Source organism: Burkholderia sp. AU44665 (assembly GCF_030504405.1).
In the GTDB taxonomy this organism is placed as follows: Bacteria; Pseudomonadota; Gammaproteobacteria; order Burkholderiales; family Burkholderiaceae; genus Burkholderia; species Burkholderia semiarida.
This window is the reverse complement of sequence record NZ_JAUJRI010000011.1, coordinates 1-22766: the sequence shown is the minus strand read 5'-3', so window position 1 is coordinate 22766 and position 22766 is coordinate 1. Positions and strand designations below refer to the sequence as shown.

The 22766-nt window shown below is 66.3% G+C and carries 17 protein-coding genes and 2 pseudogenes; 11 read left to right on the top strand and 8 right to left on the bottom strand.

Going from position 1 to position 22766, the window contains the following annotated elements:
- Nucleotides 1-2 precede the first annotated feature (2 nt).
- From lspA to dut, 3 genes are all read left to right on the top strand, one after another.
- Nucleotides 3-503 carry a signal peptidase II gene (lspA, locus tag QZM15_RS21720; RefSeq protein ID WP_099316742.1) on the top strand — a complete coding sequence of 167 codons (501 nt, stop codon included), beginning with the start codon at nt 3-5 and terminating at the stop codon, nt 501-503.
- Between the two features lie 67 nt (nt 504-570).
- Nucleotides 571-1782 carry a bifunctional phosphopantothenoylcysteine decarboxylase/phosphopantothenate--cysteine ligase CoaBC gene (coaBC, locus tag QZM15_RS21715; RefSeq protein ID WP_059646201.1) on the top strand — a complete coding sequence of 404 codons (1212 nt, stop codon included), beginning with the start codon at nt 571-573 and terminating at the stop codon, nt 1780-1782.
- A gap of 53 nt (nt 1783-1835) precedes the next feature.
- Entirely contained in the window at nt 1836-2282 is a 447-nt protein-coding gene (gene dut, locus QZM15_RS21710; RefSeq protein ID WP_060966753.1) for a dUTP diphosphatase, read from the top strand.
- A gap of 31 nt (nt 2283-2313) precedes the next feature.
- Here dut and QZM15_RS21705 read toward each other — a convergent pair whose 3' ends face one another.
- The 3 genes from QZM15_RS21705 to clpS form a co-directional block, all read right to left on the bottom strand.
- On the bottom strand, nt 2314-3693 hold the full coding sequence (locus QZM15_RS21705) for an amino acid permease (protein WP_302107231.1): 1380 nt from the start codon (nt 3691-3693) through the stop codon (nt 2314-2316).
- Nucleotides 3694-3796: 103 nt separating this feature from the next.
- Nucleotides 3797-6097 (bottom strand): ATP-dependent Clp protease ATP-binding subunit ClpA, encoded by a 2301-nt coding sequence (clpA, locus tag QZM15_RS21700; RefSeq protein ID WP_302107230.1) that lies wholly within the window; start codon nt 6095-6097, stop codon nt 3797-3799.
- Complete coding sequence (clpS, locus tag QZM15_RS21695) at nt 6094-6408, bottom strand: ATP-dependent Clp protease adapter ClpS (RefSeq protein WP_006398529.1); 315 nt, start codon at nt 6406-6408, stop codon at nt 6094-6096. Before clpS ends, clpA begins: the two co-directional genes overlap by 4 nt.
- A 547-nt stretch (nt 6409-6955) precedes the next feature.
- On the opposite strand from clpS, the gene QZM15_RS21690 reads away from it, so the two are divergent.
- Entirely contained in the window at nt 6956-7159 is a 204-nt protein-coding gene (locus tag QZM15_RS21690; protein ID WP_004196460.1) for a cold-shock protein, read from the top strand.
- Nucleotides 7160-7431: 272 nt separating this feature from the next.
- Here the strand turns inward: QZM15_RS21690 and QZM15_RS21685 are convergent, their stop codons facing one another.
- From QZM15_RS21685 to QZM15_RS21675, 3 genes and pseudogenes are all read right to left on the bottom strand, one after another.
- Nucleotides 7432-8610, bottom strand: a complete 1179-nt coding sequence (locus tag QZM15_RS21685) for a YadA family autotransporter adhesin (protein WP_302107229.1) — start codon at nt 8608-8610, stop codon at nt 7432-7434.
- Nucleotides 8611-8658: 48 nt separating this feature from the next.
- Nucleotides 8659-9216: pseudogene (locus tag QZM15_RS21680) on the bottom strand (hypothetical protein); the annotation flags it as partial.
- 545 nt (nt 9217-9761) lie between these two features.
- Nucleotides 9762-11369 carry a multicopper oxidase family protein gene (locus tag QZM15_RS21675; protein ID WP_124861202.1) on the bottom strand — a complete coding sequence of 536 codons (1608 nt, stop codon included), beginning with the start codon at nt 11367-11369 and terminating at the stop codon, nt 9762-9764.
- Between the two features lie 600 nt (nt 11370-11969).
- Between QZM15_RS21675 and QZM15_RS21670 the strand changes: the two genes are divergently transcribed.
- Nucleotides 11970-12194 carry a hypothetical protein gene (locus QZM15_RS21670; protein WP_006490888.1) on the top strand — a complete coding sequence of 75 codons (225 nt, stop codon included), beginning with the start codon at nt 11970-11972 and terminating at the stop codon, nt 12192-12194.
- A 123-nt stretch (nt 12195-12317) separates the two neighbouring features.
- Here QZM15_RS21670 and QZM15_RS21665 read toward each other — a convergent pair whose 3' ends face one another.
- Nucleotides 12318-14546, bottom strand: coding sequence for an NADP-dependent isocitrate dehydrogenase (locus QZM15_RS21665; protein WP_302107228.1), 2229 nt, complete (start codon nt 14544-14546; stop codon nt 12318-12320).
- 282 nt (nt 14547-14828) lie between these two features.
- Nucleotides 14829-16085 carry an NADP-dependent isocitrate dehydrogenase gene (gene icd / locus QZM15_RS21660; RefSeq protein WP_006478026.1) on the bottom strand — a complete coding sequence of 419 codons (1257 nt, stop codon included), beginning with the start codon at nt 16083-16085 and terminating at the stop codon, nt 14829-14831.
- 277 nt (nt 16086-16362) lie between these two features.
- Between icd and QZM15_RS21655 the strand changes: the two genes are divergently transcribed.
- The 6 genes and pseudogenes from QZM15_RS21655 to QZM15_RS21630 form a co-directional block, all read left to right on the top strand.
- Nucleotides 16363-16941: a pseudouridine synthase gene (locus QZM15_RS21655; protein ID WP_302107227.1), complete on the top strand. Its 579-nt coding sequence runs from the start codon at nt 16363-16365 to the stop codon at nt 16939-16941.
- 282 nt (nt 16942-17223) lie between these two features.
- On the top strand, nt 17224-17436 hold the full coding sequence (locus QZM15_RS21650) for a hypothetical protein (RefSeq protein WP_006398520.1): 213 nt from the start codon (nt 17224-17226) through the stop codon (nt 17434-17436).
- A 160-nt stretch (nt 17437-17596) separates the two neighbouring features.
- Nucleotides 17597-18097, top strand: a complete 501-nt coding sequence (locus tag QZM15_RS21645; protein ID WP_034208197.1) for a DUF192 domain-containing protein — start codon at nt 17597-17599, stop codon at nt 18095-18097.
- A gap of 215 nt (nt 18098-18312) precedes the next feature.
- Complete coding sequence (gene fusA / locus QZM15_RS21640; protein ID WP_060966749.1) at nt 18313-20424, top strand: elongation factor G; 2112 nt, start codon at nt 18313-18315, stop codon at nt 20422-20424.
- 166 nt (nt 20425-20590) lie between these two features.
- Nucleotides 20591-21601 (top strand): HoxN/HupN/NixA family nickel/cobalt transporter, encoded by a 1011-nt coding sequence (locus QZM15_RS21635; RefSeq protein WP_196755129.1) that lies wholly within the window; start codon nt 20591-20593, stop codon nt 21599-21601.
- A 289-nt stretch (nt 21602-21890) separates the two neighbouring features.
- Nucleotides 21891-22766, top strand: a pseudogene (locus QZM15_RS21630) (hypothetical protein); the annotation flags it as partial.

The following is a 22766-nucleotide window of genomic DNA, read 5'->3' as shown; positions in this document are numbered from 1 at the left end:
ATATGGCGAAGACCCTGTCGAAACCGGCCAGCGGCGCGCTCGCGCCCTGGCTCGGCATTTCGCTGATCGTGATCCTGTTCGACCAGTTGTCGAAGATCGCGATCCTGAAAACGTTCGCGTACGGCGCGCAGCATGCGCTGACGTCGTTCTTCAATCTCGTGCTGGTGTACAACCGCGGCGCCGCGTTCGGCTTCCTGTCGGCCGCGAGCGGCTGGCAGCGCTGGGCGTTCACCGCGCTCGGCATCGGTGCGACGCTCGTGATCTGCTTCCTGCTGCGCCGTCACGGCCAGCAACGCCTGTTCAGCCTGTCGCTCGCGCTGATCCTCGGCGGCGCGCTCGGCAACGTGATCGACCGGCTCGTCTACGGTCACGTGATCGACTTCCTCGATTTCCATCTCGGCGCGTGGCACTTCCCGGCGTTCAACCTCGCCGATTCCGCGATCACGGTGGGCGCGGTGCTGCTGGTCTACGACGAGCTGCGGCGCGTGCGCGGCTCGCGCTGAGCGCGCATACTCCGTGTCGACGGCCGGCTTCGCGCCGGCCGTTCCGTTTGACCCCAGGAGGCCTGAGTTGGCACACGCAGAACTCGCAGGAAAACACCTCGTTCTCGGCCTGACGGGCGGCATCGCCTGCTACAAGATCGCCGAACTCACGCGGCTGCTCGTGAAGGCCGGTGCGACCGTGCAGGTCGCGATGACCGACGCCGCCACCCAGTTCATCACGCCCGTCACGATGCAGGCGCTGTCGGGGCGGCCCGTCTATACGAGCCAGTGGGACGCGCGCATCGACAACAACATGGCGCACATCGACCTGTCGCGCGAAGCCGACGCGATCGTGATCGCGCCCGCGTCGACGGATTTCCTCGCGAAGCTCGCGCACGGGTTCGCCGACGACCTGCTGTCGACGCTGTGCGTCGCACGCGACTGCCCGCTGCTCGTCGTGCCCGCGATGAACCGCCAGATGTGGCAGAACCCGGCCACGCAACGCAACGCCGCGCAACTGCGCGCGGACGGCGTATCGGTGCTCGGCCCGGACTCGGGCGCGCAGGCATGCGGCGAAGTCGGCGACGGCCGCATGCTCGAGCCCGAGGCGATCTATGAAGCGATCGTCGCGCACTTCGCGCCGAAAGTGCTCGCGCACCGGCGCGTGCTGATCACGGCCGGCCCGACGTTCGAGCCGCTCGACCCGGTCCGCGGCCTGACGAACCGCTCCAGCGGCAAGATGGGCTTCGCGCTCGCGCGCGCCGCGCAGCAGGCGGGCGCCGACGTGCATCTCGTCGCCGGGCCGGTCGCGCTCGACACGCCGTGGGGCGTGACCCGCCAGGACGTGCAGACTGCGCAGCAAATGTACGACGCGGTGATGCAGGCGGTCGCCGATGCCGACATCTTCATCGCGGTGGCGGCGGTCGCCGACTGGCGCGTCGACCAGCCGGCCGAGCACAAGATGAAGAAGACGGCCGACCGCAAGATGCCGGCGCTCGCGTTCGTCGAGAACCCCGACATCCTCGCGTCGGTCGCCGCGCTGCCCGATCCGCCGTTCTGCGTCGGCTTCGCGGCCGAAAGCGGCGACCTCGACGTGCACGGCGACGAGAAGCGCAAGCGCAAGAACGTGCCGCTGCTCGTCGGCAACCTCGGCCCGCTGACGTTCGGGCGCGACGACAACGAAGTCGTGCTGTTCGAGGCCGCCGGCCTCACGCGCCTGCCGCGCGCGCCCAAGGACGAACTCGCGCACGCGCTCGTCGCGGAAATCGCGAAGCGCCTGCCCGACAATCGCCTGATCTGATCCCGCGCGGCGGCACTGGCCGCCGCGCCCTTCCCGACCGATTCGACGACCGCATGAAACTCGACCTGAAGATTCTCGACGCGCGCATGCGCGACTACCTGCCCGCCTACGCGACCACCGGCAGCGCCGGCCTCGACCTGCGCGCGTGCCTCGACGCCCCGGTCACGCTGAAGCCGGGCGAAACCACGCTCGTGCCGACGGGCCTCGCGATCCACCTCGCCGATCCCGGCTATGCGGCGCTGATCCTGCCGCGCTCGGGCCTCGGCCACAAGCACGGGATCGTGCTCGGCAACCTCGTCGGCCTGATCGATTCCGACTACCAGGGCCAGTTGATGGTCTCGACGTGGAACCGCGGCCAGACCGAATTCGTGCTGAACCCGTTCGAACGGCTCGCGCAGCTCGTGATCGTGCCGGTCGTGCAGGCGCAGTTCAACATCGTCGACGAATTCACCGAGAGCGATCGCGGCGAAGGCGGCTTCGGCAGCACCGGCCGCCACTGAGCCACGCAGCACGAAAAACCGGGCCGCACGATCAGCGCGCGTGCCGGTGCCGGTAATGCAGCGCGTAGGCGAGCGTCAGCAGCACGACGAACACGACGCCGACCACCATCGTCATCCGGAATTCGCGCGTGAAAGCGGTTGTCAGCAGGATCGCCGCGACGAGCGCCGCGCCGAGCAGGCTGCCGAACGGGTGCCCCCACATCCGGAATGCGAGCGCTGGGCCCCGATACTTCGAACGGAAGCGCAGGTGCGTGACGAAGATCATCAGCCACGTGAACAGCGCGCCGAACATCGCGATCGCCATCATCACGGTGAACGCGGTGTCGGGCGCGAGCGCAACCAGCACGGCCGCCACCGCGACGCCGCTCGTCGAAATCCATAGCGCGGCGCGCGGCACGCCGTTCGCGCCCAGCCGGCCGAATACCGCCGGCGCGAGGCGCGCGCGCGACAGGCTGAACATCATCCGCGTCGTCACGTAGAGCTGGCTGTTCATCGCCGACAGCGCCGCGATCAGCAGCACGAAGTTGATCACGCCCGCCGCATACGGCACGTGCGTCGCGGCCATCACCTTCACGAACGGGCTTTCGTCGGTGCCGGCCTGCGTCCACGGCACGATCGCCAGCATCAGCGACAGCGTCAGCAGGTAGAACAGCACGAGCCGGAACACGGTCGAGCGGAAGGCGCGCGTGACCGCGTGCTGCGGATCGCGCGCCTCGCCGGCCGCGATCGCGACGGCTTCGATGCTCATGTAGCTGAAAATCGCGACGATCACCGCGACCCAGGTACCCCAAGGCCCCCTCGGCATGAAGCCGCCGTGCGCGGTGTAGTTCGCGAAACCGATGCCCGATGCGGCCGGCGCCGACCACACGAGAAACGCGCCGAGCACGATGAACACGACGATCGCCGCGATCTTCAGCAACGAGAACGCGTATTCGACCGTCCCGTACAGCGTGACGCTCGCGAGGTTCACCGCGATCAGCAGCGCGGAGAAGCCGATCACCCAGTACCAGCCGGGCACGGCCGGGAACCAGTACTTCATGAACACGGCGATCGCGCTGATCTCGGTGCCGATCGCGAACACGACCGCGAACCAGTACGCATAGCGCACCAGGAAGCCCGCGAGCGGGCCGACATAATGCTCGGCATACGCGCCGAACGAGCCGGCCGTCGGATGCGCGACGGTCATTTCCGCGAGTGCGCCCATCAGCAGCAGCGCGATCAGCGCGCCGATCGCATAGGAAACCAGCACGCTCGGGCCGGCGAGCCCGATCGCGAACCCGCTGCCGAGGAACAGCCCCGTGCCGATCGCGCCGCCGATCGCGATCATCGCCATCTGCCCCGACGTCAGCGCGTGGCGCAACCCTTGTTCGCGCGCGACGATATCGTCGAACGACCGTTGTTGTTGTGTCACTGCGTTACCACTCCCCTGCACCACCATCGCGCCGCCGGCGCCGGATAAAACGAAACGGCGCGGAGAACTTCCCGCGCCGTTCGCATGAACTACGAATGATCGCTTACTCGACTTCGACCGTCTCTTCGTTCGGCTTGTGCGGCGGATTCGCCAGCTTGTCGAACGACAACTGCACCTTGTCGCTTTCGTCGACGTCGACCGTCACGTGACCGCCGTTGACGAGCTTGCCGAACAGCAGTTCGTCGGCCAGCGCGCGCCGGATCGTGTCCTGGATCAGCCGCTGCATCGGCCGCGCGCCCATCAGCGGGTCGAAGCCGTGCTTCGCGAGATGCTTGCGCAACGTGTCGGTGAAGAGCGCGTCGACCTTCTTCTCGTGCAGCTGTTCCTCGAGCTGGATCAGGAACTTGTCGACCACACGCATGATGATTTCCTCATCGAGCGAGCGGAAGCTGATGATCGCATCCAGGCGGTTGCGGAATTCCGGCGTGAACAGGCGCTTGATGTCGGTCATCTCGTCGCCCGTTTCGCGGCGCGTCGTGAAACCGATCGTCGCCTTCTGCATCGACTCGGCGCCCGCGTTCGTCGTCATGATGATGATGACGTTGCGGAAATCCGCCTTGCGGCCATTGTTGTCCGTCAGCGTGCCGTGGTCCATCACCTGCAGCAGCACGTTGAAGATGTCCGGATGCGCCTTCTCGATTTCGTCGAGCAGCAGCACGCAATGCGGCTTCTTCGTGACGGCTTCGGTCAGCAGGCCGCCCTGGTCGAACCCGACGTAGCCCGGCGGCGCGCCGATCAGCCGGCTCACCGCGTGACGCTCCATGTATTCCGACATGTCGAAGCGGATCAGCTCGATGCCGAGCGTGAACGCGAGCTGGCGCGCCACTTCGGTCTTGCCGACACCCGTCGGGCCGGAGAACAGGAACGCGCCGATCGGCTTGTCCATCTTGCCGAGGCCCGCGCGCGCCATCTTGATCGAGGCCGCGAGCGCATCGATCGCCGGATCCTGGCCGAACACGACGCTCTTCAGGTCGCGATCGAGCGTCTGCAGCTTGCTGCGATCGTCCTGCGACACGCTCTGCGCCGGCACGCGCGCGATCTTCGAGATGATTTCCTCGATCTCGCCCTTGCCGATCGTCTTCTTCTGCTTCGACTTCGGCAGGATCCGCTGCGCGGCACCCGCCTCGTCGATCACGTCGATCGCCTTGTCCGGCAGGTGACGGTCGGTGATGAAGCGCGCCGACAGTTCGGCCGCGGCCGACAGCGCACCCGACGAGTACTTGACGCCGTGATGCTCCTCGAAGCGCGACTTCAGCCCGCGCAGGATCGCGACCGTCTGCTCGACGCTCGGCTCCGTCACGTCGACCTTCTGGAAGCGCCGCGACAGCGCCGCATCCTTCTCGAAGATGCCGCGGTACTCGGTGAACGTCGTCGCGCCGATGCACTTGAGCGTGCCCGACGACAACGCCGGCTTCAGCAGGTTCGATGCATCGAGCGTGCCGCCCGACGCGGCGCCCGCGCCGATCAGCGTATGGATTTCGTCGATGAAGAGGATCGCGTGCGGCCGCTCCTTCAACTCCTTCAGCACCGTCTTCAGACGCTGCTCGAAATCGCCGCGATACTTGGTGCCCGCGAGCAGCGCGCCCATGTCGAGCGAATACACCTGCGCGTTCGCGAGGATGTCCGGCACTTCGCCGCGGGTGATCCGATACGCGAGCCCTTCGGCGATCGCGGTCTTGCCGACGCCGGCTTCGCCGACGAGCAGCGGGTTGTTCTTGCGGCGACGGCACAGCACCTGCACGACGCGCTCGACCTCCGGCTCGCGGCCGATCAGCGGATCGATGCGGCCGTCCTTCGCCATCTGGTTCAGGTTCTGCGTGAACTGCGCGAGCGGCGTTTCTTTCTGCGCGTTCGCGTCCTCGCTTTCCGCGTTCGCGTCGGTCGACTTCGCGGCTTCGCCGCTGTTCGTCTTCGCGATACCGTGCGAAATGAAGTTCACCACGTCGAGACGCGTGACGCCCTGCTGCTGCAGGTAGTAGACGGCGTGCGAATCCTTCTCGCCGAAGATCGCGACCAGCACGTTCGCGCCGGTGACTTCCTTCTTGCCGTTCGACGTCGACTGGACGTGCATGATCGCGCGCTGGATCACGCGCTGGAACCCGAGCGTCGGCTGGGTATCGACATCGTCGGTGCCCGGGACGGTAGGTGTGTTGTCGTGGATGAAATTGCGCAGGTTCTGACGCAAGTCCTCGATGTTGGCCGCACATGCGCGCAACACCTCGGCTGCCGTCGGATTATCCAGCAGGGCCAGCAGCAGGTGCTCGACCGTAATGAACTCATGGCGCGCCTGGCGTGCTTCCATGAACGCCATGTGCAGGCTGACTTCCAATTCCTGGGCAATCATGCTTCCTCCATCACGCACTGCAGCGGATGCCCTGCCTGCCGCGCATGGGTAACGACTTGCTCAACCTTGGTCGACGCGATGTCCCGCGTATAGACCCCACAAACCCCTCGCCCTTCGCGATGGACCTTCAGCATGATCTGCGTGGCCGTCTCGCGATCCTTCTTGAAATACTCCTGGACCACCATCACGACGAATTCCATCGGCGTGAAGTCGTCGTTCAGCAGCACCACCTTGTACATCGAAGGCGGCTTCAGCTTCTGCTGCTTGCGTTCCAGGACGGTACTGTCCTGCTTGTCCGGGATAATCGCCATACACCCATTCTAAACAACTCGGACAGGCCCGCAATCCTGCCATTACCCGACCGACCGGCCGGCGCCCTCCCCGGTATCCCGGAACACGCGATCGCCCTCGCGCCATACGAAAGCCGGCTGCGGTGCCGGCTTTCACGCATGGCGCGGAACACGAACCGTCAGGGGGAGTCGCACCGGAACGTCGTGTCCGCATCCAGTATCCCACAAGCCGGGACGACTCGAACGCGTGTCACTCGAGCCTGGTATATGAGCCGATTATGCGGCTTTTCAAGCCCCCGCGCTTGGCCACATGCTGCAAAGCAAAGCCGGAAAAACCCTGAAAATGGGTTCTTTACAACGACCCTCCAACCGTCTAAAAATTCCACTTGACACTCCAATAAAGAGCGCCAACAATCAAGCTGGCACTTTTTTCAATTCGTCTGACGGCGAAATGAAAGAGGCCGAAGGTGAGCTTGTGAGGGGGGAACGGCTGTATTTTCCGGTCGTTTAGCTTTTCGAGCGTGCTCGTGGTAAGTAGCAGCGACTGTGTGACAGGGGAAGTAGGAAAATGGCAACTGGTATCGTTAAGTGGTTCAACGACGCGAAGGGCTTCGGTTTCATCACTCCCGACGAGGGCGGTGAAGATCTGTTTGCGCACTTCTCGGCCATCAACATGCAGGGTTTCAAGACCCTCAAGGAAGGCCAGAAGGTAAGCTTCGAGGTCGTCCAAGGCCCGAAGGGCAAGCAGGCTTCGAATATCCAGGCTGCCTGAAGGCAACGGATTTCGGATGAAGAAACCCGGCATATGCCGGGTTTCTTTTTTTGTGGCGCATCTTTCAAAGCGCCAATGCATCGGCGATTTGATTGCCGTTTTCATACAATCGCGGCGCGCAATATACGATTGTCGCGCCAAAGATGCGAATGCGCGGCTCATGAAAAACGGGCGCGCCGCCGAAGCGCCGCGCCCGCCCGATACCCGCACTTGCTGGCGACACGTGCGGCGTACCGGATCCGACACCCCGGCAACGCCGCCAGCGCCATTCGTTACCAGCTGTACGACGCGCCCGCGCCCCACGTCGTCGCCGCGGAGCTGAAGCCGGCGCCGATCTTCATCTTCAGGTTCTCGCGGAGCCGGACCGACGCGCCGAACGCGCCGGCCTGATAGCCGAGATAGCTGCCAAAGCCCATGCCGACGGCAATCGTCTTGCCGGGATCGACATCCGGAATCATCGTCAGCGCGGTGGCCGCCGCGACGCCGCTGTAGGCACGTCGCGCGACCGCGTTGAGTTGACGGAGGTTCACGGCATCCGAAGGCAGCACGGCGTCCGCGAGGTTGGCGATCTTCCTTTCGTTCGTCGGCGTGCCCACCGACACGGTATTGTCACGATCCGCCACCGAGCCGCTCCCCAGCGCCACGGAGTTCGCGCCGGTCGCGACCGCGTCCGTACCGATTGCCGTGCTGTGCGCGCCGGCCGCCGATGCCCCCGAGCCGAGCGTCACGCTGCCGTTGCCGGCCGCGACCGCGCCCGTGCCAACCGCGACGCTGCGCGCGCCGAGCGCCTGGGCGCGCACGCCGTTCGCCATGCTCGCGTCGCCCGTTGCCGCCGCTGCCGCGCCCAACGCCATGCTGTTGTCCGCGCCCGCCAGCGCGCCGACACCCACCGCGGTGCTGTTCGCACCCGATGCGTACGCACCGGCTCCGGCCGCGAGACTCGCATTGCCGGCCGCCGCGGCCTGCGCGCCAAGCGCCGTACCGTTCACGCCCGACGCCGTCGCGCCGGTGCCGGCCGCCATGCTCTGCTCGGCGCTCGCATTCGCGCCCTTGCCGAGCGCGACGCTCGCGTCGCCCGTCGCCGACGCCGAATTGCCGAGCGCCGTGCCGTCCACACCCGCGGCCAACGCGTTCACGCCGACCGCCGAGCCGTTCGCGCCCGATGCCGTCGCGCCGGTGCCGGCCGCCATGCTCTGCTCGGCGCTCGCATTCGCGCCCTTGCCGAGCGCGACGCTCGCGTCGCCCGTCGCCGACGCCGAATTGCCGAGCGCCGTGCTGTCCACGCCCGCCGCCGACGCGTTCACGCCGACCGCCGAGCCGTTCGCGCCCGATGCCGTCGCGCCGGTGCCGGCCGCCATGCTCTGCTCGCCGCTTGCGTTCGCGCCCTTGCCCAGCGCGATGCTCGCGTCGCCCGTGGCCGATGCCGAATTGCCGAGCGCCGTGCTGTCCACACCCGTCGCCGACGCATTCACGCCGACCGCCGAGCTGTTCACGCCCGATGCCGTCGCGCCGGTGCCAGCCGCCATGCTCTGGTCGGCGCTTGCGTTCGCGCCCTTGCCGAGTGCGATGCTCTCATCGCCCGTGGCCGATGCCGAATTGCCGAGCGCGGTGCTGTCCACACCCGTCGCCGACGCGTGCACACCCACCGCCGAGCTGTTCACGCCCGATGCCGTCGCGCCGGTGCCGGCCGCCATGCTCTGGTCGGCGCTTGCGTTCGCGCCCTTGCCGAGTGCGATGCTCTCATCGCCCGTCGCCGATGCCGAATTGCCGAGCGCCGTGCTGTCCACACCCGTCGCCGACGCATTCACGCCGACCGCGGAGCTGTTCGCGCCCGATGCCGTCGCGCCGGTGCCTGCCGCCATGCTCTGGTCGGCGCTCGCGTTCGCGCCCTTGCCCAGCGCGACGCTCGCGTCGCCCGTCGCCGACGCCGAATTGCCGAGCGCCGTGCTGTCCGTGGCGGACGCGTTCGAGTTTTTCCCGAGGCGACGCTGTTTTGCCCCGTGCCGGGTGACGGCAACGAAGAATTTGCAAGCCTGTCGTTGATGTTGTTGATCGATCCGGCCAGCGAATCAGCCGTCGCGCCCAACCGGCCGACTGCGTTGCTCAATTGATCGATCTGCTCCTGCAACGACAGTTGCGCGCGCATCCGTGGCCAACAGACTCGACATGCCGATCACACTTGCCGCGATGGTACGCAAGGTCAGAACGCGCACGGCACGCTTTTCGTTCATCAGACCGCCCATCGGGTTTCTTATTAATTTCATAAGAGTCCTAAATACTTGATTTCGTCACTCATGGCGCGACATCGTTTGAATTCAAGAGAAACGGATATCGTCTTGCGCCCGCGTCAATACCGCGCAACGTCATGGCGACACCGGCGATGCCCGCCCGCATGGGCCGGCACCGTAGCGCGTCATGGAAATTGCACTCGACCGAGTATAGGGACCGTCAACTCAAAAGAATATGAGCCAAGTACGAAATTAAGCGCTGTCCGATTGCGTGGATATCGAACATCGGATGCGTCTGAACAGGAATGGCCGCTGTGCGATCGCGGGACGATCGATCCGCCGTCAAACCAGCCCGACGGCGGATCGATCCGGCATCACATCACCTTCAGCGTTCCCATCATCCCGAGATCCTCGTGTTCGAGGATGTGGCAGTGAAACATGCGCTCGCCGGACATCTCCTGCGTGGTGAGGATCGTCACGGTTTCGCCGCTGCGCACGTTCACGGTATCACGCCATGCGCGGAACGGCTCGGGGATGCGCGAGCCGTTCGACGCGCGCTCGATCACCTGAAACTGCGTGCCGTGCAAATGGAACGGGTGATCCATGTCGGTGGCGTTGTGGATCTCCCAGCGCTCGACGTCGCCACGGCGGCTCGTCAGCGTCGCGCGATGCGGCGCGTACGTATCGCCGTTGATCGTGAAGCGCATGCCCGCCGGGCGGCCGTGCGCCGCCCCCTTCATCATCGCGTCCATGTCCATTTCCTCGCCGAACGCGACCGTCTTGTGCGCGACCGATTCGCCCAGCGGCGGCACCGTGCGCAGCGTGGCAGGCAGCGCGCGGGCCTCGGCGGGCGCAAACGCGACATCGGCCAGCGCCAGCGCCGGATCGGGCGGCAGGCTGCCGTGACCGTCGTCGTGCGACATCGCCATCTTGCGGCGGTCGTACTCGGCCGCCTGCAGCACCGCGCGTGACACACGATCGCCGGCACGCACCAACAGTTCCGCGCGCTCGCCCGGCGCAATCAGCAGCGACGTCACGCGCCGCGGCGCGTCGAACAGCCCGCCGTCGGTGCCCACCTGCTCGAACGCGCGACCGTCGTCGAACGCGATGCGCAGGTAGCGTGCGCTGCACGCGTTCCAGACACGCCAGCGTTCGTCGCCCGCGACGTCGATGCGCGGCCGGCGCGCACCGTTGACCAGCACGAACTGGCCTTCGCGGCCGTTCATCCAGTCCATCATGTCGTTCGGCGCGATCGTGCCGTCGCGCGCAAGCTTCAGATCCGACACGAACAGGTGGCGCTCGGGCCAGCCGGCAAGCGGATCCTCCGCGGCGCGCACGACGAACGGGCCGGCCAGCCCGCGAAACACCTGCTCGGCGGTCATCATGTGCGGATGCGGGTGGTACCAGTACGTACCGGCGCTACCCTTCGGCAGCGTGAAGCGATACACGCGCGACGCGCCGGGCGCGACCGGATCGGACGGGTTGCCGTCCTGGTCGGGCGGCACGGGCAGGCCGTGCCAGTGGATCGTCGACGGCTGCGGCAGCTTGTTCACGAACCGGATCTCGACCGTATCGCCCTCGCGCACGTCGATCAGCGGGCCGACGACGGGGCCTTGCGTGCCCGGGCCGAACTGCCAGAACGTGGTCGGCCGCGCACCGCGCAGCAGCGCTCGCGCCACCGGTCGAGCGACCAGCGTGGCCCGGAATGTGCCGGGCTCGCGGCTTTCGTTGGCCAGCGTGCGCAACGTCGCGAGCGGCGCGCCGGCCGGCAGCGCGTCGGCGGCCGCCAGGGCAGCCGGCGCGGGCTTGCCGTGCTGCGCGTGCGCCGACATCCCTGACATACCCGACATGCCCGGCATGTCGTCCATCGAATCCATGCCGGCCATGCCCGCGTGACCGGCATGCTGCGCCGACGCGGCGCGCGCGAACAGCGACGCGGCCGCGACACCGATGGTGCGCGACAGGAAGGTTCTCCGTCTCATCAATCGATCCTCGTTATCCGTGCAGCGCCGCGCGAGAGCCGCGGCGATCGCGTCATCATAACCGCAGGGCCGGATCGAAAAACGCCGCCGCGGGACGGGTGGCGATACGCCGCAGCACGCATCGTTACCGCGCCGGACGGCGTCACGACCGCCATCGCCGGGCGGTGTTTCGGCACGCATGGGCGCCGCCCCTTCGCACATTCCAGCGAACGCGCTGTGCGCCTTCCGCTCGGCCCTCGCGCTCTCCGCCGCCGCGTCCGGATGCTCGCACCCGCCGATTTTTCACGATGCGGAACAAGTCACTGCGTTATAAAAATTCGTGGTGCAGGGCACAAATTTCCCGTTTCGCGATGCCGAAAAACGTTCCGCAATACAAAACGTTGCAAATAATACTTTGTTTTTAAAAGGGAATTTTTGTTTCGAGAAGTCGCTCTACGCGCACCATTCGAGCGGGGCGCGGACGTAGACTTGGTTCCATGCACTGACGCTTCGCCACGACGTTCGACACGGAATCCGGCGCAAGCAGCCAGTCGGGCCACAGCCGGGCGAACCGGCGGACGGCGCAACAGAATCGCTTGTGATCAGAAAGGGAGAACGGAAATGAAGGGATTTCGCTTTGGTTCAGCGCTCGGGTCGTTCTACATCCTGCCGGGTAACGGCGGCTGGGAAGCGACGTTCGGCAACGCCCTGCTCGGCGCGTTCTCGTGCCCCGAAGTGGCGGCCGACCACATCTCGCGCGGCGACTGCGAGCAACTGTCCGAACTCGACACCGCGACGCTCGAAGTGCCGCATGAAATCGCCGAATGGGAAATCGTTCACGTCTGAATGGCCACCCCGCAACGACAAACGCCCCGGGCGACCGGGGCGTTTTTCTTGTGTGCCGGGCGGCGAACGGTTCAATCCGCCGCACCGGCACATGCAACGGCTCGCGCGAGTGCGCGGCCGGCGTCAGGCGACCGCGTCGACGATGCCGTTCAGCGTCGCGCTCGGGCGCATGGCCTGGCTCGTCAGCTCGACGTTCGGACGGTAGTACCCGCCGATCGCCTGCGGCTTGCCTTGCGCGGCCGCCAGTTCTTCGAGGATGCGCGCCTCGTTGTCCGACAGCGCCTTCGCCACACCTTCGAACTGCGCCTTCAGCGCGGCGTCCTCGCTCTGCTCGGCCAGCGCCTGCGCCCAGTACAGGCACAGGTAGAAGTGGCTGCCGCGGTTGTCGAGGCCGCCGACCTTGCGCGCCGGCGACTTGTTCTCGTCCAGGAACTTGCCGGTCGCCTGGTCGAGCGTCTTCGCGAGCACGAGCGCCTTCGCGTTCTGGTACGCGTTGCCGAGGTGTTCGAGCGACGCGGCCAGCGCGAGGAATTCGCCGAGCGAATCCCAGCGCAGGAAGCCTTCCTCGACGAACTGCTGCACGTGCTTCGGCGCCGAGCCGCCCGCCCCCGTTTCGAACATCCCGCCGCCGGCCATCAGCGGCACGATCGACAGCATCTTCGCGCTGGTGCCGAGTTCCATGATCGGGAACAGGTCGGTCAGGTAGTCGCGCAGCACGTTGCCGGTGACCGAGATCGTGTCCTTGCCCGCACGGATGCGCTCGAGCGAGAAACGCGTCGCTTCGACCGGCGTCATGATGCGGATGTCGAGGCCGTTCGTGTCGTGATCCTTCAGGTAGCGTTCGACCTTCGCGATGATCTGCGCATCGTGCGCGCGCGCCGGATCGAGCCAGAATACGGCAGGCGCGCCGGTCGCGCGGGCGCGGTTGACCGCGAGCTTGACCCAGTCCTGCACCGGTGCGTCCTTCGTCTGGCACATGCGCCAGATGTCGCCCGACTCGACCGCGTGCTCGAGCAGCACGTTGCCGGCTTCGTCGATGACGCGCACGACACCGTCCGCCGGAATCTGGAACGTCTTGTCGTGCGAACCGTATTCCTCGGCCGCCTGCGCCATCAGGCCCACGTTCGGCACGCTGCCCATCGTGACCGGATCGAACGCGCCGTGCTGCTTGCAGTCCTCGATCACGGCCTGGTACACGCCCGCGTAGCAGCGGTCCGGAATCACGGCCTTCGCGTCGTACAGTTGACCGTCCGGGCCCCACATGCCGCCCGAATCGCGGATCATCGCCGGCATCGACGCGTCGACGATCACGTCGCTCGGCACGTGCAGGTTCGTGATGCCCTTGTCCGAGTTGACCATCGCGAGGCGCGGGCGCACCGCGTACTCGGCCTTGACGTCGGCTTCGATCGCCTCGCGCGTGTCGGCCGGCAGATCCTTCAGGCGCGCGTAGAGGTCGCCGATCCCGTTGTTCGGGTTGAAGCCGACCTTCGCCAGCACGTCCGCGTGCTTGGTGAGCGCGTCACGGTAGAACACCGACACGAAGTGGCCGAACAGGATCGGGTCCGAGACCTTCATCATGGTCGCCTTCAGGTGCACCGAGAACAGCACGTCCTGCGCCTTCGCGTCGGCGATCTGCGCTTCGATGAAGCTGCGCAGCGCGTTGCGGCTCATCACCGACGCGTCGATCACTTCGCCGGCCTTCACGGCCGTCTTTTCCTTCAGCACCTTCTTCGCGCCGTCGGTGGTCGTCAGTTCGATCTTCACGCTGCCGGCCGCGGCGATCAGCGCCGACTTCTCGCTGCCGTAGAAGTCGCCTTCGGTCATGTGCGCGACGTGCGCCTTCGACGTGGACTTCCACGCGCCCATCTTGTGCGGATGCTTGCGTGCGTAGTTCTTGACCGACAGCGGCGCGCGGCGGTCGGAGTTGCCTTCGCGCAGCACCGGGTTCACCGCGCTGCCCTTGATCTTGTCGTAGCGCGCCTTGACGGCCTTCTCTTCGTCCGTCGACGGATCTTCCGGATAGGCCGGCAGCGCGTAGCCCTGCGCCTGCAGTTCTGCGATCGCGGCCTTCAGCTGCGGCACCGATGCGCTGATGTTCGGCAGCTTGATGATGTTCGCTTCCGGCTTCAGCGTGAGCTGGCCCAGCTCGGCCAGATCGTCGGAACCCTTCTGCTCCGACGGCAGGATGTCTGCGAATGCCGCGATGATGCGGCCGGCGAGCGAGATGTCGCGCGTTTCGACGGCGACGCCGGACGAACGCGTGAAGGCCTTGACGATCGGCAGCAGCGAATAGGTCGCGAGCGCGGGCGCTTCGTCGGTGAGGGTGTAGATGATCTTGGGCGAAGTGGACATGGTGGTCAAAGCATTGCTACGTGATGGTGGGACTGAAGAGCGCCGGCGGTAACCGGCGGGGAGCGACCGGGTCGATCGCGAAAGGGGCGCGCCGGCTCAGCCGGGCGGTGGTGTTGCGAGGGCCGTCATGTTCTACCTTGCAGGGCCTGCGGGCCGCATCGCGGCGCCGCGGCCCGGATGCCGGGCCGCCCTGCCAACAAACCTGCCATCCACGAAACGCTCCGGCGCCGGCAGACAGCGCCGGGGCGGCCGGCATCGTGCCGGCCCACCCCGGAAGGGGTCTTACATGTTCTCGATCAGCACTTCGCCGAAGCCGGAGCACGACACCTGCGTCGCACCTTCCATCAGGCGCGCGAAGTCGTACGTGACGCGCTTCTGCAGGATCGACTTCTCCATCGCGGCGATGATCGTGTCGGCTGCTTCCGTCCAGCCGAGGTGGCGCAGCATCATTTCCGCCGACAGGATCTCGGAACCCGGGTTCACGTAATCCTTGCCCGCGTACTTCGGCGCCGTGCCGTGCGTCGCCTCGAACATCGCGACCGAATCCGACAGGTTCGCGCCCGGCGCGATCCCGATGCCGCCGACCTGCGCGGCCAGCGCGTCGGAGATGTAGTCGCCGTTCAGGTTCAGCGTCGCGATCACGTCGTATTCGGCCGGGCGCAGCAGGATCTGCTGCAGGAACGCGTCGGCGATCGAATCCTTGATCACGATCTCGTTGCCCGTCTTCGGGTTCTTCACGCGCATCCACGGGCCGCCGTCGATCAGCTCGCCGCCGAATTCCTTCTGCGCGAGCGCGTAGCCGGCGTCACGGAACAGGCCTTCCGTGAACTTCATGATGTTGCCCTTGTGCACCAGCGTGACCGACTTGCGATCGTTGTCGATCGCGTACTGGATCGCCTTGCGCACGAGCCGCTCGGTGCCTTCGGTCGACACGGGCTTGACGCCGATCCCGGAGGTTTCCGGGAAGCGGATCTTCTTCACGCCCATCTCGTCCTGCAGGAACTTGATCACCTTCTTCGCCTGCTCGGAGCCCGCGGCCCATTCGATGCCCGCGTAGATGTCTTCCGAGTTCTCGCGGAAGATCACCATGTCGATCTTCTGCGGCTCGCGCACCGGCGACGGCACGCCCTTGAAGTACTGGACCGGGCGCAGGCACACGTAGAGGTCGAGCTCCTGGCGCAGCGCGACGTTCAGCGAACGGATGCCGCCGCCGACCGGGGTCGTGAGCGGACCCTTGATCGACACCACGTATTCCTTCAGCACCTGCAGCGTTTCGTCCGGCAGCCACACGTCCGGGCCGTACACCTTGGTCGCCTTCTCGCCCGCGAAGATCTCCATCCAGTGGATCTTGCGCTTGCCCTTGTACGCATGCGCGACCGCCGCGTCGACGACCTTGATCATGACCGGCGTGATATCGAAGCCCGTACCGTCGCCTTCGATATAGGGAATGATCGGCTGATCGGAAACGTTGAGCGAGAAGTCCTTGTTGACGGTGATCTTGTCACCGCCCTCCGGAACCTTGATGTGCTGATACGGCATGATCGACTCCAGTGACGTGGCTGAGCAGGTGATGCTGGTCGAAGCTGCGCGCGCGACGGGGGCGCGGCATGGCCACCCCGTGACGGCAACAGCGAGCCGCTATTCTAGCGCCCCAACCGGGCACTTCGGCGCGAACCGCGGCACTGCGTATCAAGACCTCACTTATGTCTTATATAAGACAGAGGACTTGCCGTTCCGTATTATGCATTAAGATTCCGCCATTTGCCATAGACCGCCCGCCCCCGCTCCGTGCGGGGCGCCGGGCGGGCGCCCTGCCATGAACCTCATCGCCCTCAACAAGCCGTTCGGCACGATTTGCCAGTTTTCCGCGCACGAGACGCGGCCGTCGCTCGGCGACTGGGTAAAAACGCCCGGCGTGTACGCGGCCGGCCGGCTCGATGCGGACAGCGAGGGGCTGCTGCTGCTCACCGACGACGGCGCGCTGCAGGCGCGCATCGCGGAGCCGCGCCACAAGCTCGTGAAGCGCTACTGGGCGCAGGTCGACGGCGCGCCGGGGCCGGCCGACCTGAAGGCGCTCGCGCGCGGCGTCGATCTCGGCGACTACGTGACGCGCCCGTGCCGCGCCGAATTCATCGAGCCGCCCGAGACACTGTGGCCGCGCAATCCGCCGATCCGCTACCGCGCCGCGATCCCGACCACGTGGATCGAGCTCGCGATCACCGAGGGCAAGAACCGGCAGGTGCGCCGGATGACGGCGGCCGTCGGCTTTCCGACGTTGCGCCTGGTGCGCGTCGGCATCGGCGCGCTCGATATATTCGCGCTCGGCATTGCGCCGGGCGAAACAATCGCGCTGCCGCCGCGCGCGCCGTGGGACGGTTTCGCAACCGCCGTGTAGCGGATCCGGGCCGCGCGAATTTTTCGTCGTCTGTTTCGTCAACCGGGCGCGCAGATCGCGCGTTAAACCACGCAGATGCCAACCTTAGCTATCCGGCATTGGCAGCCGAACCCCGTGTTTGCGTCACGAAAGCGACGTTTTATTCGAATACGATTCGGCGCCCGCAGCGCAAAGAGAAATTTCTCGAAGCGTCTGTCAACCGAAAGGTGGATGGCACCGTTAGACGACATGACTCCTATTGCCGGGTCATTTGGTTAATTAACTAAAGCTGAGGAACACAACATGAACAAACTGATCGCCGCTCTGGTCGCTGGTCTCTTCGCAACGGCTGCTTTCGCACAAGCATCGGCTCCGGAAGCTGCTTCGGCTGCTGCTCCGGCAGCTGCTTCGGCACCGGCAAAGCACAAGGCTGCCAAGAAGCACCACGCCAAGAAGCACCACGCAGCGAAGAAGGCAGCTAGCGAAGCCGAAGCTCCGGCAGCTGCTTCGAACTAAGTAAGCAAGCTGTAATAACGCAGTCAAGAACACGCAGTCCTGCCGTTCTTACGGCGTTGAAAGGCAGATCACCGCAAGGCGATCTGCCTTTTTCTTTTTTGTGCCCGCCGCCGCGCATCGCGTACCATGCGGGTCTTGCTTTCCAGACAGGAGCCATGCTGTGCCATTCTCCCTGCGCCCGTCGCTCGGCCGCCTTGCGCGCGCCGCCGTGTTTCCCGCCGCGCTCGCCGTTCTCGCGCTCGGCATGCAGGCCGCCGGCGCGCAAGTGCCGCCCGGCGCCAAGCAGCCGAGCGAGTTCCCGCGCGTGAAGCTGCGCGCCGGCATGTACGTGATCGACGCGGCCGTCGCCGCGAACGACGCCGACCGCGAACAGGGGCTGATGTACCGTTCGCAGCTCGCGCCGAACGAAGGCATGCTGTTCGTCTTCAACGAGAACGCCGTGCACTGCTTCTGGATGAAGAACACGCTGATTCCGCTGTCGATCGCGTTCATCCGCGCGGACGGCACGATCACCGACATCGACGAGATGAAGGCCGAGACGACCGACAACCACTGCCCGCGCAACAACGGCGTCTATGCGCTCGAGATGAGCAAGGGCTGGTTCGCCGCGAAGGGCATCAAGCCGGGCATGAAGCTCGACGGGCTGCCCAAGCCGCAGTAACCGACCATGCCGCGGCGGCGCCGCGCGTCGACCCGAGCCGGCCGCTCGCAGCGCGCCGGCTTTTTTTTCGCCCGCCCGCGGCGCCCGCCTTGATTCGGCACACGCTGCCCGCATCTGCAAAAGCCACGGACAAGCGCTATCCTTTAAATCTCGCTTGTTCCAGTCCGGGCCGGCCCAGCCGGCCCCCTTACGATCCGAACCACCAGGAGGTTCACGTGCCCCGCAAAACCCCCATCGAGCGCTATCGAAACATCGGGATCAGCGCTCACATCGACGCCGGCAAGACCACGACGACCGAGCGCATCCTGTTTTACACCGGTGTGAGCCACAAGATCGGTGAAGTGCACGACGGCGCGGCCACGATGGACTGGATGGAGCAGGAGCAGGAACGCGGCATCACGATCACGTCGGCGGCGACCACGGCCTTCTGGAAGGGCATGGCCGGCAACTATCCGGAACACCGGATCAACATCATCGATACGCCCGGGCACGTCGACTTCACGATCGAGGTCGAGCGCTCGATGCGCGTGCTCGACGGCGCATGCATGGTCTACGATTCGGTCGGCGGCGTGCAGCCGCAATCCGAGACCGTGTGGCGCCAGGCGAACAAGTACAAGGTGCCGCGCATCGCGTTCGTCAACAAGATGGACCGGATCGGCGCCGACTTCTTCCGCGTGCAGAAGCAGATCGGCGAGCGCCTGAAGGGCGTCGCCGTGCCGATCCAGATTCCGATCGGCGCGGAGGACCATTTCCAGGGCGTCGTCGATCTCGTGAAGATGAAGGCGATCGTGTGGGACGACGAAAGCCAGGGCGTGAAATTCACGTACGAGGACATCCCCGCGAACCTCGTCGATCTCGCGCACGAATGGCGCGAGAAGATGGTCGAGGCCGCGGCCGAAGCGAGCGAGGAACTGCTCGAGAAGTATCTGCACGACCATGAATCGCTGACCGAGGACGAGATCAAGACCGCGCTGCGCAAGCGCACGATCGCCAACGAGATCGTGCCGATGCTGTGCGGCAGCGCGTTCAAGAACAAGGGCGTGCAGGCGATGCTCGACGCGGTGATCGACTACCTGCCGTCGCCGGTCGACGTGCCCGCGATCCTCGGCCACGACTTCGCCGATCCGGAGAAGCCGGCGGAACGCCACCCGAGCGACGACGAGCCGTTCTCGTCGCTCGCGTTCAAGATCATGACCGACCCGTTCGTCGGCCAGCTGATCTTCTTCCGCGTGTATTCGGGCGTCGTCGAGTCGGGCGACACGGTGCTCAACGCGACGAAGGACAAGAAGGAGCGGCTCGGCCGGATCCTGCAGATGCACGCGAACGAGCGCAAGGAAATCAAGGAGGTGCGCGCGGGCGACATCGCGGCGGCCGTCGGCCTGAAGGAGGCGACCACCGGCGACACGCTGTGCGATCCGGCCAAGCCGATCATCCTCGAGAAGATGGAATTCCCGGAGCCGGTGATCTCGCAGGCCGTCGAGCCGAAGACGAAGGCCGACCAGGAAAAGATGGGCCTCGCGCTGAACCGGCTCGCGCAGGAAGATCCGTCGTTCCGCGTGCAGACCGACGAAGAGTCCGGCCAGACGATCATTTCGGGGATGGGCGAGCTTCACCTCGAAATCCTGGTCGACCGGATGAAGCGCGAGTTCGGCGTCGAGGCGACGGTCGGCAAGCCGCAAGTCGCCTATCGCGAAACGGTGCGCACGACGGCGGCCGACGTCGAAGGCAAGTTCGTCAAGCAGTCGGGCGGTCGCGGCCAGTACGGCCACGCGGTGATCACGCTCGAGCCGAACCCGGGCAAGGGCTACGAGTTCCTCGACGAGATCAAGGGTGGCGTGATTCCGCGTGAATACATCCCGGCGGTCGACAAGGGTATCCAGGACACGCTGAAGTCGGGCGTGCTCGCGGGCTACCCGGTCGTCGACGTGAAGGTGCATCTGACGTTCGGTTCGTACCACGACGTCGACTCGAACGAAAACGCATTCCGGATGGCCGGCTCGATGGCGTTCAAGGAGGCGATGCGCAAGGCGAAGCCCGTGCTGCTCGAGCCGATGATGGCCGTCGAGGTCGAGACGCCCGAGGACTTCATGGGCAACGTGATGGGCGACCTGTCGAGCCGGCGCGGCATCGTGCAGGGAATGGAGGACATCGCGGGCGGCGGCGGCAAGCTGGTGCGCGCCGAAGTGCCGCTCGCGGAGATGTTCGGCTATTCGACGTCGCTGCGCTCGGCCACGCAAGGCCGTGCGACGTACACGATGGAGTTCAAGCATTACGCGGAAACGCCGGCGAACGTGTCGGAAGCCGTGATCAACGCGAAGACGAAGTAAGCACTGCTCACCCGCGCGCTGTCGCGGGTACGCGAAGCCCGTCCGGTTCCGGACGGGCTTTTTTTCGTCCGGCGCACGCGGCGAATCGCGGCCCTTTTTGATCGGCGCGCCGAGCTTTTTTTCGCGTGCCACAATGGATGGCGATTCGTCAGATGGAACCCGCCCGATGCCGCCCACCCCTGCCCTGCGCCGCCTGCTGACCCTCTATGCCGGCCTGATCGCCGCGAACGTCGCCGTCTGGCTGTGGGCGCTCGCGGTGCTGCGTGACCATCCGCTGCTGCTCGGCACCGCGGCGATCGCGTACGGGCTCGGGCTGCGTCATGCGGTCGACGCGGATCACATCGCCGCGATCGACGTCGCGACGCGCAAGCTGATGCAGGACGGCCAGCGTCCGGTGAGCGTCGGCCTGTTCTTCTCGCTCGGCCATTCGACGATCGTGATCGTCGCGACGCTCGGCATCGCGCTGACCGCGTTCGCGCTGCGCGACCGGTTCGACGCATTTCGCGAAATCGGCGGCACGATCGGCACGGCCGTATCGGCCACCTTCCTGCTGGTGCTCGCGTGCGTGAACCTGATGATCCTGCGCGACGTGTGGCGACGCTATCGCGGCGCATCCGGGCATACGCACGACGGCGCGCACGACCATCGTCCCGCCGGACTCGTATCGCGGTTGCTGCGCCCGCTGTTCCGGTTCGTGTCGAAGAGCTGGCACATGTACCCGGTCGGCGTGCTGTTCGGGCTAGGTTTCGATACTGCAACCGAAATCGGCCTGCTCGCGATCGCCGCCGCGCAGGCGAGCCAGGGCCTCCCGGTCTATACGGTCATGCTGTTTCCCGCGCTGTTCACCGCCGGCATGACGCTGATCGACTCGACCGACAACGTGCTGATGATTCGGGCATACGGCTGGGCGATGGACGATCCGCAGCGCAAGCTGCTCTACAACGCGAGCATCACGTTCGTGTCGGCGGCCGTCGCGCTGGCGATCGGCGGGATCGAGGCGGCCGGCCTGCTGGCCGACAAGCTGGCGCTGTCGGGCCCCGTGCGCGACACGCTCGATGCGATCGGCGAACGCTTCGGCTCGATCGGCTACGGCATCGTCGCGCTGTTCCTCTTCTGCTGGATCGCGTCGATCCTGTTCCACCGCTGGCAACGCGCGGCCGACGCGCCGGCGCGCTGAACGACGCCCCTACGTTTCATTCCGGAAACAAAACGCCTCCCAACGGTGCTGCATGCGCGCTCGCGCGACTGCGCACGCCTTTCGTCACGGCCCTGAGCGGCCGATGGCACGAATCTCGCAGAGTGGGATCCGCACGGCGGGCCCGCGTGCCGATCCGCGTCCGCGGCTGGCGTCAAGCGCCGGCCCGAACGTCATCGGCCGACGATAGGACAACGAATCTTCTGAGCCCCCTGCACTACACGTAAATCGTCGCGCGGCAACGAGGCATCGCGCGCATGGGGAGGCCATGATGCATAAAACGACACAACCGTTCCGCGCGGCGGGACGGCGCCCTCGTGCAACCTTGCTGGCCGCAGCCGCGTTGGCGTGCTGCTGCTCGTATGCCGTCGCACAAAACACGACACCCGACTCCGCGTCCGACACGAACGCCAGTGCGGACACCATCATGACGCTGGTCGAGAACGCCTCGCCGTGCGCCGCCGATCCGGCTGGATGCGCGGCGCACGTCTATGCCGGCCGGGGCGCCGGTAATGGCGGTCCCGGCGCGAGCGGCAGCGGCGGCGGAAATGGTGGTGGGACAGGTAGCGGCAGTGGCAACGGGAACGGTAGCGGCGGAAACAACGGGAACGGCGCCGTCGGACCTGCCGGTGTCGGGGGAACGACGGGGGGAACCTCGGGCAGCCCGGGCGGTACGGGCCGCGGTGGCAACGCGTCGGGCAACGGCGGTTCAGGTGGCGGCTCTTCGGGTGGCGGTACTTCCGGTGGCGGCACTTCGGGTGGCGGTACTTCGGGTGGCGGCACTTCGGGTGGCGGCACTTCGGGTGGCGGTACTTCGGGAGGCGGTACTTCGGGTGGCGGTACTTCGGGTGGCGGTACTTCGGGTGGCGGTACTTCGGGTGGCGGTACTTCGGGTGGCGGTACTTCGGGTGGCGGTACTTCGGGTGGCGGTACTTCGGGCGGCGGCACTTCGGGTGGCGGTACTTCGGGTGGCGGTACTTCGGGTGGCGGTACTTCGGGTGGCGGTGGCCACGGTGACGGCGGTGGTGGCGGTCACGGAGGCGGTCACGGCGGTGGTCACGGTGGCGGTGGCGGTGGCGGTGGCGGCGGCGGTGGCGGCGGTGGCGGCGGTGGCGGCGGCGGCGGTGGCGGTGGCGGTGGCGGTGGC

Excerpts from the sequence above, each read along its gene's own strand:
- icd (WP_006478026.1), bottom strand. The coding sequence starts at position 16,085 with ATGCCGTATCAGCACATCAAGGTTCCGGAGGGCGGTGACAAGATCACC.
- dut (WP_060966753.1), top strand. The coding sequence starts at position 1,836 with ATGAAACTCGACCTGAAGATTCTCGACGCGCGCATGCGCGACTACCTG.
- QZM15_RS21665 (WP_302107228.1), bottom strand. The coding sequence starts at position 14,546 with ATGTCCACTTCGCCCAAGATCATCTACACCCTCACCGACGAAGCGCCC.
- lspA (WP_099316742.1), top strand. The coding sequence starts at position 3 with ATGGCGAAGACCCTGTCGAAACCGGCCAGCGGCGCGCTCGCGCCCTGG.
- QZM15_RS21675 (WP_124861202.1), bottom strand. The coding sequence starts at position 11,369 with ATGAGACGGAGAACCTTCCTGTCGCGCACCATCGGTGTCGCGGCCGCG.
- QZM15_RS21655 (WP_302107227.1), top strand. The coding sequence starts at position 16,363 with ATGAACCTCATCGCCCTCAACAAGCCGTTCGGCACGATTTGCCAGTTT.
- clpA (WP_302107230.1), bottom strand. The coding sequence starts at position 6,097 with ATGATTGCCCAGGAATTGGAAGTCAGCCTGCACATGGCGTTCATGGAA.
- clpS (WP_006398529.1), bottom strand. The coding sequence starts at position 6,408 with ATGGCGATTATCCCGGACAAGCAGGACAGTACCGTCCTGGAACGCAAG.
- QZM15_RS21690 (WP_004196460.1), top strand. The coding sequence starts at position 6,956 with ATGGCAACTGGTATCGTTAAGTGGTTCAACGACGCGAAGGGCTTCGGT.
- QZM15_RS21670 (WP_006490888.1), top strand. The coding sequence starts at position 11,970 with ATGAAGGGATTTCGCTTTGGTTCAGCGCTCGGGTCGTTCTACATCCTG.
- QZM15_RS21650 (WP_006398520.1), top strand. The coding sequence starts at position 17,224 with ATGAACAAACTGATCGCCGCTCTGGTCGCTGGTCTCTTCGCAACGGCT.
- QZM15_RS21635 (WP_196755129.1), top strand. The coding sequence starts at position 20,591 with ATGCCGCCCACCCCTGCCCTGCGCCGCCTGCTGACCCTCTATGCCGGC.